Raw genomic sequence first — 18,844 nt, 5'->3', positions numbered from 1 at the left:
TAACTTTTAAAAAAGAGAATGTTTAAAATAGTCGCGGGTAAGATCATTTTGTCTACTAATTTAGTAGACTAATAACTTAAAAAAACTTGAGGATCTATTTTACAGTTAATCCTGTACAACATCGGCGCTTACTTATGACGGAGAATCTTGTGCCTGCTAACTTATTCATGAAAGAGTATCTTTTAATTTGTACACAAAGATAACGTGATTATTATTAGTCCACCAAATTTATAGACTTAAAGATTTGAATTATTTTTTTCATCAGTAATTTAAGCTACAAGGAAGAAAAATTAAATTTCCCGCTGATTTCCTGCGAATAAGTGAACTACAAAAACACAGCTCTGCCGATGGTAATTAATCCGCAAATGATTACCACTACGCCCACAACAACAAACATTTTTTTGGTGGGTAGTTTAGCAGTAAGCATGGCAGAAAAAGGAGCTGTAACAATACCCCCGATCAATAATCCGGCCACTACATTCCAGTGCTGAATGCCGATAGTGAAAATAAAAGTAGTGGCACTGGCCACAGTGAGGATACATTTAGCAAAGGTGGAGCTGCCAATTACAAACCTCGGTGTATGGCCGTTTTTTATAAAAGTGCCTGTAACCAATGGCCCCCAGCCACCGCCACCAAATGAATCTATAAAGCCGCCTATTAAACCCAGTACAGTGATATTGCTTTTTTTCTTTTGCTGATTAACCGTTTTCTTTTTAAATGCATTTTGTAAAATTTTTATACCTAAATAGATGGTATAAGCTGCAATAAATGGCTTGGTAATCTTCGCATATCTTTCTCCTACATAGGTTAGCAGTAATGCTCCTGCTACCGCTCCAATAATAGCTGGTAAAGCCAAAGCCTTCGCCAGTTTTTTATTAATGTTTCCGAGTTGCCAGTGACTTATGGTTCCTGCAGCACTCGTAAAAGCTTCTGCCGAGTGAATGCTCGCACTTACTACCGGCGGAGGCACATTCATTATTAATAATAAGGATGTGCAGATAACACCATATCCCATCCCCATAGAGCCGGCAACGATTTCAGCGCCAAAACCAATGAGCAGCATCCAGTAAAATAAATGGTTGTCCTTGTTCAGGGTAGCCTGTAATAAAGTAAGCTCTTCAGCAGATAGAAAAAAATAGGAGAATAAAATAACCAGTAAAACAAAAGCGATTGCAACAATGTATTTACTAACGACTTTTCTCCTGGAAGAATTGAGTTCCTGTTGGGTGATCACCACGTCATGCGAATGCGTAATTTCTTCTATTATTTCTTCGGGTGTATTATTCGACATGTTATTTATTTTGGGAAAGATTTTTGGTGATTTCATTCAGCTGTCTCACTTTGTCGGTAAAATCACCTGTCATTTTATTGCGTATGGCCTGCATATTATCCAATAAACTATCAAGCTCATCCGGCAGTGTTTCATTCAACATTTCTTTAACACGTTTAGCGATAGTGGGAGACTTGCCGTTGGTACTGATAGCAACCTTAAGGTTTCCCTTTTGCACCACCGATCCCAGGTAAAAATCGCACAGATCCGGCTTATCAGCCACGTTTATCAGGATGCCTTTCAACTTCGCATCCGCTGCTACCTGCCCGCTTACTACAGGGTCATTAATCGCCGCTATCGCAATGTCAATATTGTCGAAATCACTTAGTTGGTAAGGCTTTTCCGCCAGCGTTACACCCGGGTATTCTTTGACCAATTCTTTTATTTCCCCACTTATTTCGCTGGCCACCAACGTAATAACCGCGGCAGGTGAATTGGCCAACACGGCCTGCAATTTTTCCATTCCAACATAGCCGCCGCCCACTATCAGCAGACGCAATTGCTTTAATTTTAAAAAAACCGGAAAAAGCTCATTTTGAGCAGGTGAGATATTATTTACCATCGGCTGCAAATATATGGATATCTCCACTAAATTAGTAGACTATTGCATATCTTTTTTTCTTTCACCGTGTTATCGGTCAATTATTGATATTGTATTATTTAAAATTTGAAGCCTTAATTACCAGAGAGATTTATTGCGCTGACGGTATAAAAGCAAAAGGCACTTTTTTACTGATTATCTCAATTGCATCTCCCACTTTCAGAGCGCCTGTTTGTTTATGCAGTATATTTTGGCCAAAGTATATCTTGCTATTTTTCATTCTGTAAGCGGCAAGTGCCTTCAATGGCTCTTTTGCCCTTTCGGCAGTTGCCTGGTTAATTGTTGTAATGGTGCAGCGGGCGCATAATTTCACACCATATAAATTAATGCTGTTTATTCGTACATGTTCCATTGTATCTTCATCAAAGGCATTTCCTCCGGAAAAAACAATATTTGGCCTGAAACGATTGATGGACAAAGGTTCTGCCAGGCGGCTGTTGAGATCATCCATGGATGCCTGTCCGATAATCAGCAAGGGATAACCGTCAGAAAAACTGGTAATATCATTTTCACTGGCATATTCAGGGTCGACTTTTCTTTTTTCACTATCGGGCATGTATACTAACCTGCAGGGTATTGATAATTTGGCAGAAAACCAGGCATCTGCTGCTTCGCTTACCAATTGAGCACTGCATTCGTCATCCCACACCTGCACTTTAATTGTTGCCACGCCAGGTAATGGTTGTAGCGGTATCTGAATATTATCTGCGGGATTATTTTTATGATAAACAATTAATTCATTGTCCTGAATAGCTGTTTGCAACAAACACATTTCCGGATGTTCCCGCTGCGTTAAAAATTGGTTGTTGACATCCACCAGCATCCACCTGCGGTCGAATTGAAATCCCCTGTCAGTTAATTGAGCTCCGGTGATTTCAATACCGCCGAGCGACTTAACCGGGTAAATAAAAAGTTGGCTGATGGTGTACATATTTCAAAGTTGGGGATTATCTCTTTAATTACAAATAAAAAAAGCAATCGGGAATATGTATTCAATAGTCGTAAGCAGGCCAACTTGAATTATTACACCATAGCAAGTGTTTTTACAGCCCATAGTAAGACCCGTTTCTCTAATAGTACTGTATTGCAGTATAAAGATTTAAGAATTTACTGATAGCAAGATCTTGATTATACTATTTTTATAGTTCGCCAAAACTGGTGTTTAAATAGCACATTTGGCAAAGTATAATAATTTTATAGTTCGCCAAAACTGTACTTTTATTTGTACATTTGGCAAGATATAATTTTAAAGGTTAACAGTTTATGCCGTGGTAATACAGCTTAAATAAAAATAACAATGGCAAACATCATAGGGCGAAAAGAAGAACTGACATTTTTAAACAAGGTATTGAATTCATCAGAACCTGAGCTGGTGGCTGTTTTTGGAAGACGCAGAGTTGGTAAAACATTTCTTATAAGAAATACATTTGCAGCGCAACTGGCCTTTGAATTTTCCGGCATACACAATGCTTCCTTTGATCAGCAACTTGAAAATTTTACCCTGGCCTTATCAAAAGCAAGAAAACTTAAAACAACCAGGCCAACCAGCTGGATAAGCGCATTAAGTATGCTGGAAGATTACCTGAAGCCCCTTATAAAAAAACAAAGAACCGTAATTTTCTTTGATGAGTTTCCATGGATAGGTACGCCCCGCTCCGGTTTTTTACAGGCGTTTGAAAATTTCTGGAATACCTGGGCTTCCCGTCAAAAGAATTTGGTGGTAATACTTTGTGGCTCAGCAGCAGCCTGGATGATACAAAAAGTAATTAACAACAGGGGCGGGTTACATAACAGGGTTACCCGAAAATTAAGATTGCTGCCCTTTACTTTACACGAAACCGCCTTGTACTTAAATGAAAGAAAAATAAACCTGGATCAATACCAGGTATTGCAAATTTATATGGTGATGGGCGGCATACCACATTACCTGAAAGAAATCGAAAAAGGAGAAAGCGCCATCCAGGCAATTGACAGAACCTGTTTTAGCAAAGACGGTTTACTGCATGAAGAATTTAAAAATCTTTTTGCTTCGCTTTTTGATGGCGCTCAATACCATATCCTGGTAATAAGGGCTCTTGCAAAAAAAGGAACGGGTCTTACCCGGAATGAACTTATTAAAGCCTGTAAATTAACTTCAGGCGGCGGTACTACTCAATTGCTGGAAGAGCTTACCCAGTCAGGTTTTATTACGCCGTATATTCCTTTTGACAAAACAGCCAAAGAAAGTATTTACAGGCTGACTGATGAGTATGCACACTTCTATTTAAAATTTATAGAGCACAGCAAGTTCAAAGGCACTGGTACATGGACCCGATTTTCAACAGGTACATCCTGGCAAAGCTGGAGTGGCAATGCGTTTGAAAGCATTTGTATAAAGCATACGCCGCAGATTAAAAAAGCACTGGGTATTGAAGGCGTGCATACGGAAATATCCGCCTGGCGCTACAAAGGGGACAAAGATGAACAAGGTGCCCAAATAGATTTACTGATTGACCGGCACGACAACTGCATCAATATTTGTGAAATTAAATTTTCCATCAACACCTATATCATTACAAAAGCATACAGCCGGGAACTGGATAATAAAGTAAAAATATTCCGCGAACGAACCAACACCCGGAAGGCTTTATTTTTAACGATGGTGACCACCAACGGCGTAAAAAACAGCGATAGTTATACCGGGCAGATACAAAAAGAAATTACTATGGAGGCGCTGTTTAAAAACTGATGCTATTACGCCTGCTGTGATTGGTTGTTTTGCCAAAAGCCTTTTAGCACCATTGTCCGATGAATTTTCATTACTTCAATACGTTTCAAAATGGAGGCCATGGTTCCACATGGCTGAAATTGTTGAACGGAGCGTCGCCACTGAAGTCAAATCAGGGTGATTAGCCTGTTACAAAATTGTATTATTCCTGTACATTTGAGTATTAAAATCCAGACAAGCATGAAACCCGCCATCACCATAGAATATTGTCCCAAATGCCATTGGCTGTTAAGAGCCGCGTACATGGCGCAGGAACTGTTAACCACATTTGAAGGCGACATACAATCAGTAACCCTGCAACCCAGCGAAGTGGGAGGACGTTACATTGTGTGCATTAATGGCAATACTATTTTTGACCGTAAAGTTTTTGGCGGCTTCCCGGAAATTAAAGAATTAAAACAATTAGTAAGAGACGTTGTAAACCCTGATAAGAACCTGGGCCATTCTGATAAACATTAAAATTTATTGTATGGTTGGAATTATTTTATGCGGTGGCCAAAGCTCCCGTATGGGCAGCGATAAAGGCCTGCTTGTTAACAGCGAGGGACAGCTATGGGCACAGAACGCTATCAATAAAATGGCAGCTTTGCAAATACCAGTTTCGCTTGTTGTAAACAGGTTGCAATATGCCAGCTACGCTTCGGCGTTTGTGGGTACACCCATTATGACAGACAACGAAAAATTGGAAATACACGGCCCTTTACTGGGCGTATTGAGTGCACATTTACAATACCCGGTGCAAAATTTTTTTGTGCTGGCCTGCGACATGCCATTGATGGAAACCAGCGTGCTGACTGAGTTGTACAACAAATACCTGGAAACTGATGCCTATGACGCTTTTGTTTTTACCAACGAGGATGAGCCTGAACCGCTCTGCGCAATTTACTGCGCCAAAGGTCTATCGGCCATTGCAGACATGCATAAAAAAGGCCTTTTAAAAAGGCACAGTATGAAAAGTATGATTGACAATTTAAACGTGTGTTTTGTATCAATTACAACAGAACAAAAAAAATATTTTACCAATGTGAATGCACATGCCGGTTTAAACGGCGCCTGATTATGCTTCCTTAAACACAAGCGACAATTTGTTGATTGGGGTAAACATTTCCTTCGGCGCTTCGCACAAAGGACAGCAATATTGCTCCGGTAAATTTTCAAATAACGTGCCTGCTGCAATATCATTTTCCGGTTCACCAACTAAAGCATCATACACTGTAAAACATTGGGTACACTGGTGTATCCAAACAGGTATTTCCTCTTTCAGCGGCGCCTCTTTTTTCGGCTTTTTTATACTCACTGTTTGTTGTCCATTTTCCTTATGCGCATAAAAACCAATGATGGCACGACGCAATTGTTCGGGCAACATCCACTTATAATTATTGCTGCTGAATATTTTTCCGGTTCTTTCATTGGGGTTAAAATCCTTGGCGCATAAAATATCATAGCGACTGAAAAAATCAACCCCGCCGACGGTAAACAAGGGTTTCTTTTTTACCAGTATGCTACTGAACACTTCACTTTTGCGGCGGGTTTTAATACCGATGCAAATACCAAACGTGCGGGTATCATCCTGCTGCAAATGTTTTATCAAAAAGTTCTTTAACGCCAGGCCTTCTTTGCAATCATCTTCTACCTGGAAATTTAATTCGTTGGCCGCATGACGGACATTGATCTGGTGTTTACCCAGCACGGCATCCCACAAATTGCGATCCTTTTCTTCAATGCCTTTTATGATAATGGTCTTCCAGGGTGTAGAACATAACTGGCCAATTTTAGTAACCAGGCAAAGCGAGCAGACCTGCTGTAAAAACGCTACAGAAAACTTTTCATCCCTGCGGTAAATACCCAGCCAGTAGCGGTTATTCACCCGGTTAAACCCTTCATAATAAGGCAGCATAAACGGCGGAAAAACAACTTTGGTTTCTGCTGCTTTTACGTTGTATTGTTGCTGTTGCATAACGATGCTGTACAACAAAGTGCCATCGGGTTCAGGCGCATCATAAAATTGTTTATCGCTGTTTTTAATAACCGTTTCAATATGTTTGGTAAGCACCGCAATGTCGTTGGTATATACAATATCCGGCCATTCGTAAATGGCATTAGTTTTAGGAAAGCGGATAAACAAATGCCAGAAATGCAGGCTGTCACTTGCCACCCAATTGATGTTGCCGGTAAGCATCGGGGTGAAACTTTGCTTACTGTCGCTTATATTTACTTTTAATGCTGGTACATAATCAAAGGCGTCAAAAATATCCTTGTACACTCCTTCGCTCAACCATGTTTTGGTAATAAATATTTCTTCAGCCGGATACGAACTTACAATGTTGGGATGCTGATCGGTATCTACCTCAAAGGCAATATCTTTCCCCTTCAGGGTTTCAGCCAGTTTATTATATTTTTCATTCGCTACTTCAATAAATAATTGTTGCCGCAATCCGAAGCTAACTTGCTTAATGCCCGATAAAGCAGCAGCATCAAGGATATGCATCAAATCACCCGGAGAAATAATGCCCCCGGTAAAATTTATTTTTATGGTAAATGAATTTTTCATTTTTCTCTTTTTGTTACCAGCTATAGCTTTTCATAGCGTCATTCTTGTGTCACTCACTTATACTTTTTAAGCTTTGGGCAACATCCCTTCAAATTGCTACCATATTCATTTATCACCCCTGCTCTCCAAATCAGTAAACCCGATTGCTAAACCAAACTCTTTCATCGCCTTTGGAAAATTTCTATTCTCATGCCCCGGACTAAATAATTTCAGCAAGGCAAAACGTTGCAGGTTGCTTAAGCCGCCCCATTTTTTCACAGAAATAAACCAGTTAAATTCGGCGGCTTTTTGTTGTAATCCTTCCGGTACATTTTCAAGGTTAGCCCATAACGGAGCCGGATTGATTGCCAATGGCTTTGCATCCGTACCACTGTATATATTCACCAGGCCGTTTAAATAACAATGATACCGTTCCTTTTCAACAGGCGTTTTACAATGCAGCACTGCCAATGTTTTTCTTTCTTTAACAGAAAACTTACACCACAATTCCAATGGCAGTTTAATGCCTACGGCATCCAATTTAAACCGAACGACCATAGGTATGCAACGCACATTGGCTTCAACAAAATCTTCTTCAAATAAAAAATATTCTACCCCGAATAAGCCCTGCATTTCCCGCCAACGTTGAATTGTATTTGTTGCTGACATGGTTTTGTTTTTATGAGTATACTAATTACGCATTTAGTTTGTCATCCGCCCTATAAGGTAACTCGTTATTTTAACTATCTCCCCAACCCCGACGTGGTTCTGTGACTACCCTTTGACTTACACCGCCGCCGCAATCAAAACCGCAGGAACAATTTTAATTTCTTTATCCACTACAGGCAGCATCGCCTTATCCAGTATCGCCTGCACTTCGGGCCGGCAACTGCCACAACCCATACCTGCACCGCTTGCTTCGCATAATGTTTTTAACTGGGTGCAACCTTCCCTTATTTTATTAACAATATTGCCTTCACCCACATTGCCGCAACTGCACACCAGTTTACCAATTACCGGCTCCGCTTTATTGCCAGATCGTAACAACTGCAGCCGCTTTTCACTCAGCTCCATTTTGTTTTGTATCAGGTCGCGATATTCTAAAAATTCTGTTTTATCGCCAATTAGAATAGCGCCAACCAGGCGGTCATTGTGAATGATGCATTTTTTATAATAACGCTTGGCCTTGTCGATAAAAACGACTTCTTCATAAGCCGGATCATCCGGGCACTCCGCCAGTCCCATCGAAACCAAATCAGTACCATGCATTTTCAAAATATTCATCAGCAACGAACCTTCATAATATTTTGAAATATCACCGCTTAAATAACGGGCTACAATCTCTGCCTGTTGTTCAGCCGCTGCCGTAATGCCGTACAAAAAACCCTTGAACTCCGCAATCTCACCCACAGCAAATATAGACGGGTCGCTGGTTTGCAGGTATTCATTTACTTCCACGCCGCGTTTGCTTTGCAGGCCGCAGGCTTTGGCGAGTTCAATATTGGGCACTGTTCCCACAGCAATAACAATGGCCTGGCAATTGATCGTTAAACCACTTTTCAGTTGAACGCCGGTCACTTTTCCATTACCGTAAAAACGTTCTATCTCATCATTGTAATAAATGTCTACATTCTTGCTTAATAATTCTTCGTGCAATAACTGGCTGCCCAATGGATCCAATTGCCGGTCCATTAACCTGCTGATACGTTGTACGATGGTAACTTCCACGCCTACCTCCCTTAATGAAGCAGCTAACTCAATGCCCAGCAAACCACCGCCGACAATCAGTACTTTTCCTTTGGCTGCATCCACATGATGTCTGAAATTATCCGCATCTACCCTGCTGCGCATGGTGAATATGCCTTTCATATCCGGCACATCTCTTAACATCGCAGCACGACTTCCTGTTGCCATCAACAACACATCATACTCATGAACAACACCTGTACTATCGATTACTGTTTTATGTTCCCGGTCAACCTGCTCAATGCTTACGCCGCGGTATAATTGGATATTAAAAGTGCGTTCTTCCCTGTCTGTCATCTTTACCAGCTGCGCCCATTTCTGTGCACCACTGATATAATCCGGCAACATCACCCTGTTATAAAAAGGAAAATTTTCTTTACTGAATACCTTTATCTCATCCTCAATATTTAAAGTCCGGTAACTTTTTACAAAACCACAGGCACCTGCACCAGCGCCAATTACAACAATTTTTTGTATCGGTTTTTTATGTAAAGCCACTTGCACCGCAGCAAATTTGAAATCAGGTTCTTTTGATTGCAGATCAACCAGGTTGTTGGTTAAATTATTGGCCCGGTTTAAATCACTGTTTAAAATCTTTCCCCAATGCATGGGTAAAAAACAAACACCTGCTTTGATATCATCTGTCAGTTTTGCTTTTACCCTTACATTACCCCGGTGATTAATCACCTCTACCAAATCACCCTCCTTGATTTTTCTCACCGCTGCATCAGCCGGATTGATTTCCAAAAAACTTTCTTTGATGTGCTGGTTTAATTTATTCACTTTCCCGGTCTTGCTCCTCGTATGCCATTGGTCGCGGATGCGGCCGGTGGTAAGGATTAATGGATGTTCTGCAGTTAACGGTTCCGATTTATTAGCGTCTCCAAAAGAATGAATGGTGGCTTTTTTTGAAGGTGTATAAAACTGGTGATCTGTAAATAACCTGGCGGTTCCAAACGCACCCGTCTGTTTTGTAAAGGGCCATTGAACGGAACGCTGCGTTTTTAAAATAGCGTAATTCAAACCACTGATGTCAATATTAGTTCCTTCGGTTAAGGCTGCATGCTCGGTAAAAATTTCCGCCGCACTTTTATAATCAAATCCACTAAAGCCCATCTTTTGTGCAAAGCGGCAAATGATCTCTGCATCCGGCAATGCTTCACCCGGCGCTTCCGTAATCTTACCCAAGTGCGAAATATACCTGCCGGCATTGGTCATGGTACCTTCTTTCTCCGACCATGCTGCCGCAGGCAATACAACATCTGCGTAAGGCAATGTTTCTACTTTGTTGCTTACATCCTGTACCACCACAAATTTTGCTTTCTTTAATCCCTCCTCCGCTATGCGCACATCCGGCAGACTGATTAAAGGATTGGTACACAAAATCCAGATGGCTTTTAATTTACCGTCATTCAATGCAGCAAACATTTCAGTAGCTGTTAAACCAGGTTTGGATTGAATGGTACCCAACGGTATCTGCCAGAATTTTTCTACTTCATTTCTATCCGTTTCGCTGGCCAAATTTCTATGTGCCGGTAACAAATTAGATAACCCACCAACCTCACGGCCACCCATTGCGTTGGGCTGACCGGTCAATGAAAACGGCCCTGAGCCTGGCTTTCCAATATGGCCTGTTATTAAATTTAAATTGATTAGTGATAAATTTTTATTCACGCCCACCACGCTTTGGTTCAACCCCATCGTCCACATGGTAATAAAACCTTTTGCGTTGCCGATGTAGCCGGCAGCCTCCCGGATAGCCGATGCTTCCACGCCACAAATTGCTGCTGCTTCTTCAATGCTTCTTTCAAAAACAGTTTTAGTGTACACATCAAAACCATCGGTATGGTCGCTGATGAAATCAAAATCAACCATGTCGTTTTCTATCAGGCAGCGACCAATGGCATGGTGCAACGTTATATCTGTTCCGGGATTTAATTGTAAATGCACGTTGGCAATAGCACAGGTCTGTGTTTTGCGTGGGTCACTCACAATTATTTTCAGATTCGGATTTCTTTCTCTTGCAGCTTCCACCCTTCTCCATAAAATCGGGTGACACCAGGCCGGGTTTGCACCCGCAACAAAAATTACATCACACAATTCTATGTCATCATAACTCACGGGCACACTGTCTTCACCCAAACTCATTTTATAACCCACCACTGCACTGCTCATACACAGGCGACTGTTGGTATCAATATTATTGCTGCCAATAAAACCTTTTATCAGTTTATTAACCACATAATATTCCTCTGTTAAACATTGGCCCGAAGCATAAAATGCCACCGCATCCGGACCGTATTTATCGATGATAGTTTTAAACACCGCAGCCGTTCTTTCCAAGGCTGTATCCCACGAAACCCTTTGCCTTGGCTGGTTACGGCCATAGCGCATTTCAGGGTACAGCAAGCGGTCACTTTTATCCATGACGGTATAATGCAGGTTCATACCCTTGCTGCACAACATGCCTTTATTCACTGGATGATCCTTATCGCCTTCAACCTGTATACGTCCCTGTACGTCTTTGCTAACAACAATACCGCATCCCACACCGCAATAGCAGCAGGTGGTTTTGCCAACCGCCGGAAGTGATGCCCCCATCCCCTGAAGGGAGGTAATTTGGAGCGTATTATTTTCTTTGTTAGTCAACTTTTTGAAGGTTATTTTTTTACCGAACGTTTGAATTACTATTTAGCTTCATTGGCGTCGCACTCTTGTGCAGTATCGCTTTGCTGAGCTTGCTTATGTTACAGCAGCTTCGGAATGTCTACACCTAAGCGATTTTCTCTTGCTGGTAACACCAGCAAAATACTTTGACCTCTCTTCTTCTCATTACAGTAGTAATCATAAAAAATCAGACATCAGACATTTTTAAACTGTTTGCAATTCCGCAGCACTCACCTCAACTACTTTTTCTGTAACCGCAAATTTTGTAACCAGTACAATCAATGAAACACCGATTACGGCAAAGCCGATGTATTGAAATGCTTCGAGGTAAGTAATGGTAGATGATTTAAACAAAAAGCCAAACAACATACCGCCCACGTTACCGCCGGCACCTACAATACCGCTTACCATACCAACATTTTTTTCGTTCACAAAGGGTGTGATCGCATAGGTGGCTCCGTTGGCCATTTTAAGAAACAAAGCAAATGAAATCATGCTCACAATTGCCATCGGCAAAGAACCTGCTTTGGCAAAAAGAATGATGCCGCAACCTTCCAGCAATAACATGATCGCCAGTAAAATTCCCTTACCCTTCATACCATATTTCTTACCCACTTTATCGGCAGAAATACCACCCAGCGCCCTGGCGAAAATATTCATGAAACCAAAAGCCCCTGCCCAAAAACCTGCTGAACCCTGGCTCAATTTAAAGGTATCAGTAAAGTGCAATGCAGCCACGCCATCAAATGTAATTTCCATACCAAAACAAACGGAGTAAGCCAATGCCAAACTCCACACACGCCAGTCGCTTAAAATGCTCCAGTCTGTTTTGCCAGATGCTTTTTTTACACGATTGATGTCTTCATAATTTCCTTCAGGCGTGTCTTTTGTAAACTTAAAATATACAAACGCCATGATCAGTAACATCACACCCGGAATGATCATTGCGTAGCGCCATGCCTCTGCCTTTGTGTAGCCAAAACCCACGATAGTAGCGAATATTACGGGCATCAGCATATTGGTAATACCACCACCCAAATTACCCCAGCCGCCTGCAACTGCATTGGCCGTGCCTTTAATGTTTGGTGCAAACATTACTGAAGTATGAAACTGTGTAATAACAAAAGAAGCACCGATAACACCAATGGCTAAACGAAATAAAAGAAATGAAGTATAGCTATGCGCCAGTCCCACCAACATCACCGGGAAAGCGCCGATCAATAACAAAGCTGTGTACGTTTTTCTTGGTCCCCAGCTATCGCATAATTTACCAATCAGCAAGCGGGCAAATATGGTGGCAGATACTGCCGCAATAATGGTGTTACCTACCTGCCCTTTGCTTAGGCCCAGGTCAGCACGGATGGAAGGCATTAAAGGCGCCAGTCCAAACCAGCCAAAAAAGCAGGCGAAAAAGGTTAGCCAGGTAATATGAAACGTGCGCATTTGAATGCCTTTAAAACTGAGCACATTTAATTTGGTAAGTGGGTGGTTATTTATGATAGATGACATGTGTTAATTTTTTATGGATGAAATATTTCTATTAAACAGTAACCGGTTATTTAAATAAGAACTCAGGTTTAATGGTAATCATTAAATAAGTCCACGTACCTGTAAGCTTTGCTGAGTTAGGCGTAATATTTTTTGCATACTCCATGCTTTTTGTTGCCGCCATTACACTAAATCCGTATTCTAATGTCGTTACCTTATTCAGCGCATAGGTTGTTACCAAATCGAACTCACTACCCAGGTATTTATTGATGGCGGTACCAGCGGTATTTTTTTGATCCTTAGCCAGACTGAAATAATGATAATCCAGTGCGGCAGTAAAGCGTTTGGCTGCGCTGTTGTATTTAACCTTTGCAAAAGGATTACTTAAACCACCTGTAGGTGAGCCGGTAGCCACATAGAAATAATCCATCAATCCCCAGAATTTATGTGGTGTGCCATACAAGGGATCAAAGCGATGATTGGTAGTGGAAGAAGAGAAAGCATCATTACCTGAAACATAGTCCCATCCTGCAGTGTAGGTAAATTTATTTTTTGTGTAGGCAAGTGAGACTGTGGAAGTATAGGCGCTTATTTTTTGTGCATCCCTGTCCTTACCTGCCTGGTAATAAAAACCCGCTGTTAAAGCAAAAGCTTTGTTCTTATCTAAAATACTGTTTAATAAAATACCGGTTGTAACCCTGCTGTTAACGCCTTTCTGGTTGAAGCGTCTTCCGTAAATATAGCCGGTATCAGAGCCTGCAATATTTTTAACAGAGTCATTGATGTATTTTCCGAAATGATCCGCCAGTACCAGCCCGGTAAGTTTTGTTTTATTGAAAGTTTTGGCGACATATAAAAATTGCATCGCTTTATAATCCTGGTACAAACCATTGGTTGAAGGATTGGCCTGTAAAGAGGGAGAACCCGTCTTTGAACTCAATCCGGCTGCATTGCTCAATGGAATAAAAGCGGCGGGTGTGGCTGCCAAATTACCACGACTGTCTTTTACATAGGGCGATACATTTGCCGGCGTATAAAAAGTGCCGTTGTAGTTAAAGGCATCAGTATTTTGGTTAAAGGCAAAACCCATATCTGCCTGCCAGCCTTTGTTTAATAATTTAAATACAATGGCATCATGGCGGCGTGCCTGCTGCAGCCAGTCCAGGTTTCCAAGTAGACGGCTGTCATCATACAATAATTCCTGGCGGCCGATTTTTACGCCAAAATAATCCACGGCAGAATGTGTGAAGGAAGTATCCTTTTTATTCGCCAATGCAATTTCTGCCCAGGCTTCGTGCACACCTAATTTACTTCCGTCCGCATTGCTGATGGTAGACGCATCCTGCCCCCAAACCCTGATGTCCTGCAATGATGTCTGGAATATAATATGGTTCATTTTGTAATTGAAGGTGAGCCTGCTTCTTTGCGATGTAAAAAAGGCGGCGTTGTTGGTTGCTGGTTTTAGCGTCCCAACGCCATCTCTAAACTCTGTTCTTGTTCTGATTTGACCCGTGACAGTTAGCTGAGCCTTTACCGGTTGCAGCAGACAGAAAAAAAGTACTGCCCCCGATAATTGCCTGATAATTTTTTTCATGTTAAATTTGGTTTGATTTTGAAGGTGATTACTTGCCTTTCTGAATTAGGGCCCGGACAGACTCGACTCTTCCGGGTCCACTTTTTTTAAAATGCTTATTTAAAAAGAAGCATCGTGGTTAATTTTTTTCGCTTTTATTTTTTCATAAGTGTGAAAGAATTTTGAAGGTTGAAAAAAATTGTTTTATCAATAGTCATACAGCAGATCATGATTGAGCAACGCCTATAAATACGTTGTTGCCTTCCACCTTAACTTCATAGGTTTTAATACTGCATTCATCGCCGGTTAAACATTCGCCTGTTTTTAAGGAGAATGTTTTTTTATGAAACGGGCAAGCTACTTTTGGCTCCTCGCTTTGAGAGCCAATCAGGCCGCGGCTTAAAGCCATTTGCTGACGGTGCGGACACTCGTTCTGCGTAGCATACCACTCTCCTCTTCTTGCAAAATGAAACAGTGCAATCTGGTCATCGTTGTACTTAACACATACGCCACCGTTGGTTGGCACGTCATTGGTTTTGCAGGCTAAAAACCAGGTAATATTTTTTTCAATTGTAGCTAACATGGATTTATTTTTTATGAGTTAATAAAAAGAGCTTGAGATTATTTCCAGTCACGAACCTTTTTCTGGTCCCGCATCTCTTCAAAAACAACAGTGGGATCTTTTACTTCAGGCGCATTTACAAAATGATTGAAACGCTTTCTGATCTCCGGATTTTCAATCGCTTCTTTCCATTCGCATTTGTAACAATCTACCAGCACCTGCATTTCAGCTTCCCATTGCTGTGACATGCCCAGGCTGTCGTTGACTACCACATTGCGCAGGTAATCTATGCCGCCTTCCATTTTGTTTAGCCAGGTTGCGGTTCTTGTCAACGTATCGGCAGTTTTAATATAGAACATTAAAAAGCGGTCGATATACTGGATGCAGGTTTCATCATCCAGGTCAGTTGCAAGTAACAATGCATGTTGTGGTTTGCTGCCGCCATTGCCGCATACATATAAATTCCAGCCTTTTTCGGTAGCGATAATGCCAAAATCTTTACTCTTTGCCTCAGCACATTCACGAATGCAGCCACTAACACCGCCCTTGATTTTATGCGGCGAACGCAGTCCGCGGTAACGCTCTTCAATGCGAATGGCATAACTCACACTGTCGTGCAAGCCAAACCTGCACCAGGTACTGCCCACGCAACTTTTTACTGTACGCAACGATTTTCCATAAGCATGGCCGCTTTCGAAACCAGCGTTAATTAGCTTCTCCCAGATAGCAGGTAAATCGTTCAGATGTGCACCAAACATATCGATGCGCTGGCCGCCGGTAATTTTTGTGTAGAGATTATATTGCTTGGCTACCTGCCCAAGCACAATCAGTTTATCGGGTGTAATTTCTCCCCCCGGAATTCTTGGAACAACGGAGTAGGTCCCCCCCTTTTGAATGTTGGCTAAAAAACGATCATTGCTATCCTGCGCCGTGTCGTTGCCTTTCTTCAAAATCATTTCACCCCATAAGCTTGCCAAAATAGAAGCTACCGGGGGTTTGCATAATTCACAACCATCACCCTTGCCTAAATGATCCAACACTTCATCATAGGTTTTTAATTCATGAATTTTTACCAGGTCGAATAGTTCCTGGCGGCTGTAATTAAAATGCTCACACAATACATTGCGCACGTACTTTCCCTGCGCTTTCATGGTATGCAGCATAATATCCTTCACCATCGGAACACAGCCACCACAGCCAGTTCCGGCCTTATTGCATTTTTTTATGGCGTCAATTGTTTCGCAGCCAGCTTCTGTTACCGCACTGCATATCATACCCTTAGTAAGACTTTCGCAGCTGCAAACAATGGCCTCATCCGGCAGGCTTAATACGCCGGCGCCGCCATCGCTTTCACCACCTCTTGACCCCAGGATAACATCTTCGGGATTCGGCGGCAGCACTACTTTATTTTTTACCGTTTGCAACAACATATTGTATTGTTCCGCATCGCCAATTAAAATACCACCCAGCAATTGTTTACCATCACCGGTGATATTGATGCGTTTGTAGATACCCTTCATGGTATCTTCAAAAACTACGCTGCGTACATTATCGCCCGCAACAAAAGGATCGCCAAAACTTGCAACGTCCACACCAATTAGTTTTAGTTTGGTGCTCATGTCATAAGCTCCAAACACTTTACCACCATTGGTTAAATTACTTGCTACCACATCCGCCATTTCATAACCCGGTGCTACCAGGCCGTACACCATGCCTTCAAACAAGGCGCACTCGCCAATGGCGTAAATTGATGGATCTGTTGTTTGTAATTTATTGTTGACTACAATTCCGCCGCGGGTGCCTACTTCCAAGCCGCTAAGTTTTGCCAGTTCGTCTCTTGGCTTGATTCCCGCAGATATCACCAGCATATCCACATCAATTTTTGTATCATCTGAAAACAGCATTCCATCAATACAACCATTGCCGGTAATTTCAGCGGTGTTTTTACTGGTATGAATTTTTAAACCAAGCGTTTGTAATTTGGCCTTTAAAATATTTGAGCCGGCTTCATCAATCTGGCGGGGCATTAAACGGGGAGCAAATTCTATTACGTGTGTGTCGGTGATTCCTAGATCAATCATTGCTTTGGCAGCTTCAAGGCCTAATAAACCACCTCCGATCACCGCACCGGTTGTCGCCTTTTTAGCATAAGCCGTCATCATTTCCAGGTCTTCAATGGTGCGGTATATAAACACGCCATCTTTTTCAACGCCCGGGATCGGTGGAACAAATGCGGAAGAACCCGTAGCCAGGATGAGCACATCGTATGATTGGGTAATACCTTTAAAAGAATGAACGGTTTTATTGGACCGGTCAATCTGCTGGATAGGATCGCCGGTATGAAGGATAATGTTATTTTCGGCATACCAGGAAGCCGGTGCCATCAAAAGATCATCGGCTGACTTTCCGCTAAAAAATTCACTCAGGTGAACGCGATCGTAAGCGGGCCGGATCTCTTCTCCAAATATCGTAATGTCAAAAGATGCTGTATTTCCTTTTGCGATAAGTTTTTCACAAAACTTGTAACTTACCATTCCGTTTCCAACAACTATAATTTTCATAAATCCCTGTTTAGCAGATTGAAAAATTATAGCAAGCAATCGTATTAAAAATAAATCTATTTAATAATTATTTTCAGTATGGCGACTAAAAAATTCTATTATTATGATTTGTATCACAATTTTACGCCGTTTTAAGCAATTAAACAAATATATCTTATTTTAATATAAATATATAATAAATCATAATATAAAAATATGATGTCTAATTTATCTGGCTATTGCAACATTATGCCCAAAAATGTTCCATTTACCGCACAAAAAATTATTTTCGGGCTAATCAGCTAATTTTGGGGCTACACTAAATAACATAGATTATTTATAACTATATGAAAAAACAAAAGCAGGATTGCGATTTAAAAAGCTGCATGTATTGTCAGTTGTGTATTCCGGAGTGGCTGCCTGCTATCGGCGCAAACAGAAAAATTGTATCCATAAAGAAAGGTGAATTGCTTTTTAACGAAGGAGATGTGATGACCGGGATTTATTTTGTAAACAACGGCACGGTAAAAGTGCACAAGCAATGGGGGCAAAAGGAATTGATTGTGCGGTTTGCTAAAAACGGAGATATCGTTGGGCACAGGGGCCTGGGTGCAGATAATATTTATCCTGTATCTGGTACAGCACTTGAAAACGTTACGGCCTGTTTTATTCCGCTGGATTTTTTTATGTCATCGTTAAAAATCAATTATGATTTTATGCAAAGGCTGATGCTGTTTTTTGCGGAAGAGTTAAAACAATCTGAACGCAAAATGCGTAACCTGGCGCACATGAGCGTAAAAGGGCGTGTGGCCAATGCACTGTTGCTATTACAAAACAAATTTGGGGTAAAGCCTGATGGCCACATCAACATTCTGCTGAGCAGGCAGGACCTGGCATCATATGCTGGCACCACTTATGAAACCGTCTTTAGAATTATGAGCGACCTGGCTGAACAACAACTGTTGAAAGTAGATGGGAAGAAGATTACGATTTTGAACCAGGAAGCTTTGGAAGGGTTTACGAAAGATGAATGAATCAAA

General features: G+C 41.5%; 14 protein-coding genes. 4 read left to right on the top strand and 10 right to left on the bottom strand.

Going from position 1 to position 18,844, the window contains the following annotated elements:
• Window positions 1-325: 325 nt before the first annotated feature.
• The 3 genes from QWZ08_RS01775 to QWZ08_RS01765 form a co-directional block, all read right to left on the bottom strand.
• Complete coding sequence (locus tag QWZ08_RS01775) at window positions 326-1,291, bottom strand: sulfite exporter TauE/SafE family protein (protein WP_290335462.1); 966 nt, start codon at window positions 1,289-1,291, stop codon at window positions 326-328.
• Between the two features lies 1 nt (window position 1,292).
• Window positions 1,293-1,892, bottom strand: a complete 600-nt coding sequence (locus tag QWZ08_RS01770; protein WP_290335461.1) for a precorrin-2 dehydrogenase/sirohydrochlorin ferrochelatase family protein — start codon at window positions 1,890-1,892, stop codon at window positions 1,293-1,295.
• 130 nt (window positions 1,893-2,022) lie between these two features.
• The gene (locus QWZ08_RS01765; RefSeq protein WP_290335460.1) at window positions 2,023-2,862 is read right to left on the bottom strand and encodes an MOSC domain-containing protein; all 840 of its coding nucleotides are present in this window, start codon (window positions 2,860-2,862) and stop codon (window positions 2,023-2,025) included.
• A 366-nt stretch (window positions 2,863-3,228) separates the two neighbouring features.
• Here QWZ08_RS01765 and QWZ08_RS01760 point away from each other — a divergent pair, with 366 nt between their 5' ends.
• The 3 genes from QWZ08_RS01760 (at window position 3,229) to QWZ08_RS01750 (ending at window position 5,755) form a co-directional block, all read left to right on the top strand.
• Window positions 3,229-4,659, top strand: a complete 1,431-nt coding sequence (locus QWZ08_RS01760) for an AAA family ATPase (protein ID WP_290335459.1) — start codon at window positions 3,229-3,231, stop codon at window positions 4,657-4,659.
• A 219-nt stretch (window positions 4,660-4,878) separates the two neighbouring features.
• The gene (locus QWZ08_RS01755) at window positions 4,879-5,157 is read left to right on the top strand and encodes an Rdx family protein (protein WP_290335458.1); all 279 of its coding nucleotides are present in this window, start codon (window positions 4,879-4,881) and stop codon (window positions 5,155-5,157) included.
• A gap of 10 nt (window positions 5,158-5,167) precedes the next feature.
• Window positions 5,168-5,755, top strand: a complete 588-nt coding sequence (locus QWZ08_RS01750) for a molybdenum cofactor guanylyltransferase (protein ID WP_290335457.1) — start codon at window positions 5,168-5,170, stop codon at window positions 5,753-5,755.
• On the opposite strand, the gene QWZ08_RS01745 is transcribed toward QWZ08_RS01750, so the two are convergent.
• The 7 genes from QWZ08_RS01745 to nirB form a co-directional block, all read right to left on the bottom strand.
• Window positions 5,756-7,249 (bottom strand): rubredoxin, encoded by a 1,494-nt coding sequence (locus QWZ08_RS01745; RefSeq protein ID WP_290335456.1) that lies wholly within the window; start codon window positions 7,247-7,249, stop codon window positions 5,756-5,758.
• Between the two features lie 105 nt (window positions 7,250-7,354).
• The gene (locus tag QWZ08_RS01740; RefSeq protein WP_290335455.1) at window positions 7,355-7,897 is read right to left on the bottom strand and encodes a nitrate reductase associated protein; all 543 of its coding nucleotides are present in this window, start codon (window positions 7,895-7,897) and stop codon (window positions 7,355-7,357) included.
• Between the two features lie 117 nt (window positions 7,898-8,014).
• Window positions 8,015-11,623 (bottom strand): nitrate reductase, encoded by a 3,609-nt coding sequence (locus tag QWZ08_RS01735; protein WP_290335454.1) that lies wholly within the window; start codon window positions 11,621-11,623, stop codon window positions 8,015-8,017.
• Between the two features lie 222 nt (window positions 11,624-11,845).
• On the bottom strand, window positions 11,846-13,150 hold the full coding sequence (locus QWZ08_RS01730) for an MFS transporter (RefSeq protein WP_290335453.1): 1,305 nt from the start codon (window positions 13,148-13,150) through the stop codon (window positions 11,846-11,848).
• Window positions 13,151-13,196: 46 nt separating this feature from the next.
• On the bottom strand, window positions 13,197-14,723 hold the full coding sequence (locus tag QWZ08_RS01725) for an alginate export family protein (protein ID WP_290335452.1): 1,527 nt from the start codon (window positions 14,721-14,723) through the stop codon (window positions 13,197-13,199).
• Window positions 14,724-14,928: 205 nt separating this feature from the next.
• A complete protein-coding gene (nirD, locus tag QWZ08_RS01720) occupies window positions 14,929-15,285 on the bottom strand; it encodes a nitrite reductase small subunit NirD (protein WP_290335451.1) in 357 nt (118 codons plus the stop codon).
• A gap of 38 nt (window positions 15,286-15,323) precedes the next feature.
• The gene (nirB, locus tag QWZ08_RS01715) at window positions 15,324-17,825 is read right to left on the bottom strand and encodes a nitrite reductase large subunit NirB (protein ID WP_290335450.1); all 2,502 of its coding nucleotides are present in this window, start codon (window positions 17,823-17,825) and stop codon (window positions 15,324-15,326) included.
• A gap of 326 nt (window positions 17,826-18,151) precedes the next feature.
• Here nirB and QWZ08_RS01710 point away from each other — a divergent pair, with 326 nt between their 5' ends.
• Window positions 18,152-18,838, top strand: coding sequence for a Crp/Fnr family transcriptional regulator (locus tag QWZ08_RS01710; RefSeq protein ID WP_290335449.1), 687 nt, complete (start codon window positions 18,152-18,154; stop codon window positions 18,836-18,838).
• The last annotated feature ends 6 nt before the right edge of the window (window positions 18,839-18,844 follow it).

Origin of the sequence: Ferruginibacter paludis, assembly GCF_030409685.1 — a bacterium.
Taxonomy (GTDB): Bacteria; Bacteroidota; Bacteroidia; order Chitinophagales; family Chitinophagaceae; genus Ferruginibacter; species Ferruginibacter paludis.
The sequence above is the reverse complement of the archived record's forward strand: the minus strand, read 5'-3'. Positions and strand labels throughout refer to the sequence as shown.

Bases quoted from the DNA above. Each gene is read 5' to 3' on its own strand.
- QWZ08_RS01775 (WP_290335462.1), bottom strand. From the start codon at position 1,291: ATGTCGAATAATACACCCGAAGAAATAATAGAAGAAATTACGCATTCG.
- QWZ08_RS01770 (WP_290335461.1), bottom strand. From the start codon at position 1,892: ATGGTAAATAATATCTCACCTGCTCAAAATGAGCTTTTTCCGGTTTTT.
- QWZ08_RS01765 (WP_290335460.1), bottom strand. From the start codon at position 2,862: ATGTACACCATCAGCCAACTTTTTATTTACCCGGTTAAGTCGCTCGGC.
- QWZ08_RS01760 (WP_290335459.1), top strand. From the start codon at position 3,229: ATGGCAAACATCATAGGGCGAAAAGAAGAACTGACATTTTTAAACAAG.
- QWZ08_RS01755 (WP_290335458.1), top strand. From the start codon at position 4,879: ATGAAACCCGCCATCACCATAGAATATTGTCCCAAATGCCATTGGCTG.
- QWZ08_RS01750 (WP_290335457.1), top strand. From the start codon at position 5,168: ATGGTTGGAATTATTTTATGCGGTGGCCAAAGCTCCCGTATGGGCAGC.
- QWZ08_RS01745 (WP_290335456.1), bottom strand. From the start codon at position 7,249: ATGAAAAATTCATTTACCATAAAAATAAATTTTACCGGGGGCATTATT.
- QWZ08_RS01740 (WP_290335455.1), bottom strand. From the start codon at position 7,897: ATGTCAGCAACAAATACAATTCAACGTTGGCGGGAAATGCAGGGCTTA.
- QWZ08_RS01730 (WP_290335453.1), bottom strand. From the start codon at position 13,150: ATGTCATCTATCATAAATAACCACCCACTTACCAAATTAAATGTGCTC.
- QWZ08_RS01725 (WP_290335452.1), bottom strand. From the start codon at position 14,723: ATGAAAAAAATTATCAGGCAATTATCGGGGGCAGTACTTTTTTTCTGT.
- nirD (WP_290335451.1), bottom strand. From the start codon at position 15,285: ATGTTAGCTACAATTGAAAAAAATATTACCTGGTTTTTAGCCTGCAAA.
- nirB (WP_290335450.1), bottom strand. From the start codon at position 17,825: ATGAAAATTATAGTTGTTGGAAACGGAATGGTAAGTTACAAGTTTTGT.
- QWZ08_RS01710 (WP_290335449.1), top strand. From the start codon at position 18,152: ATGAAAAAACAAAAGCAGGATTGCGATTTAAAAAGCTGCATGTATTGT.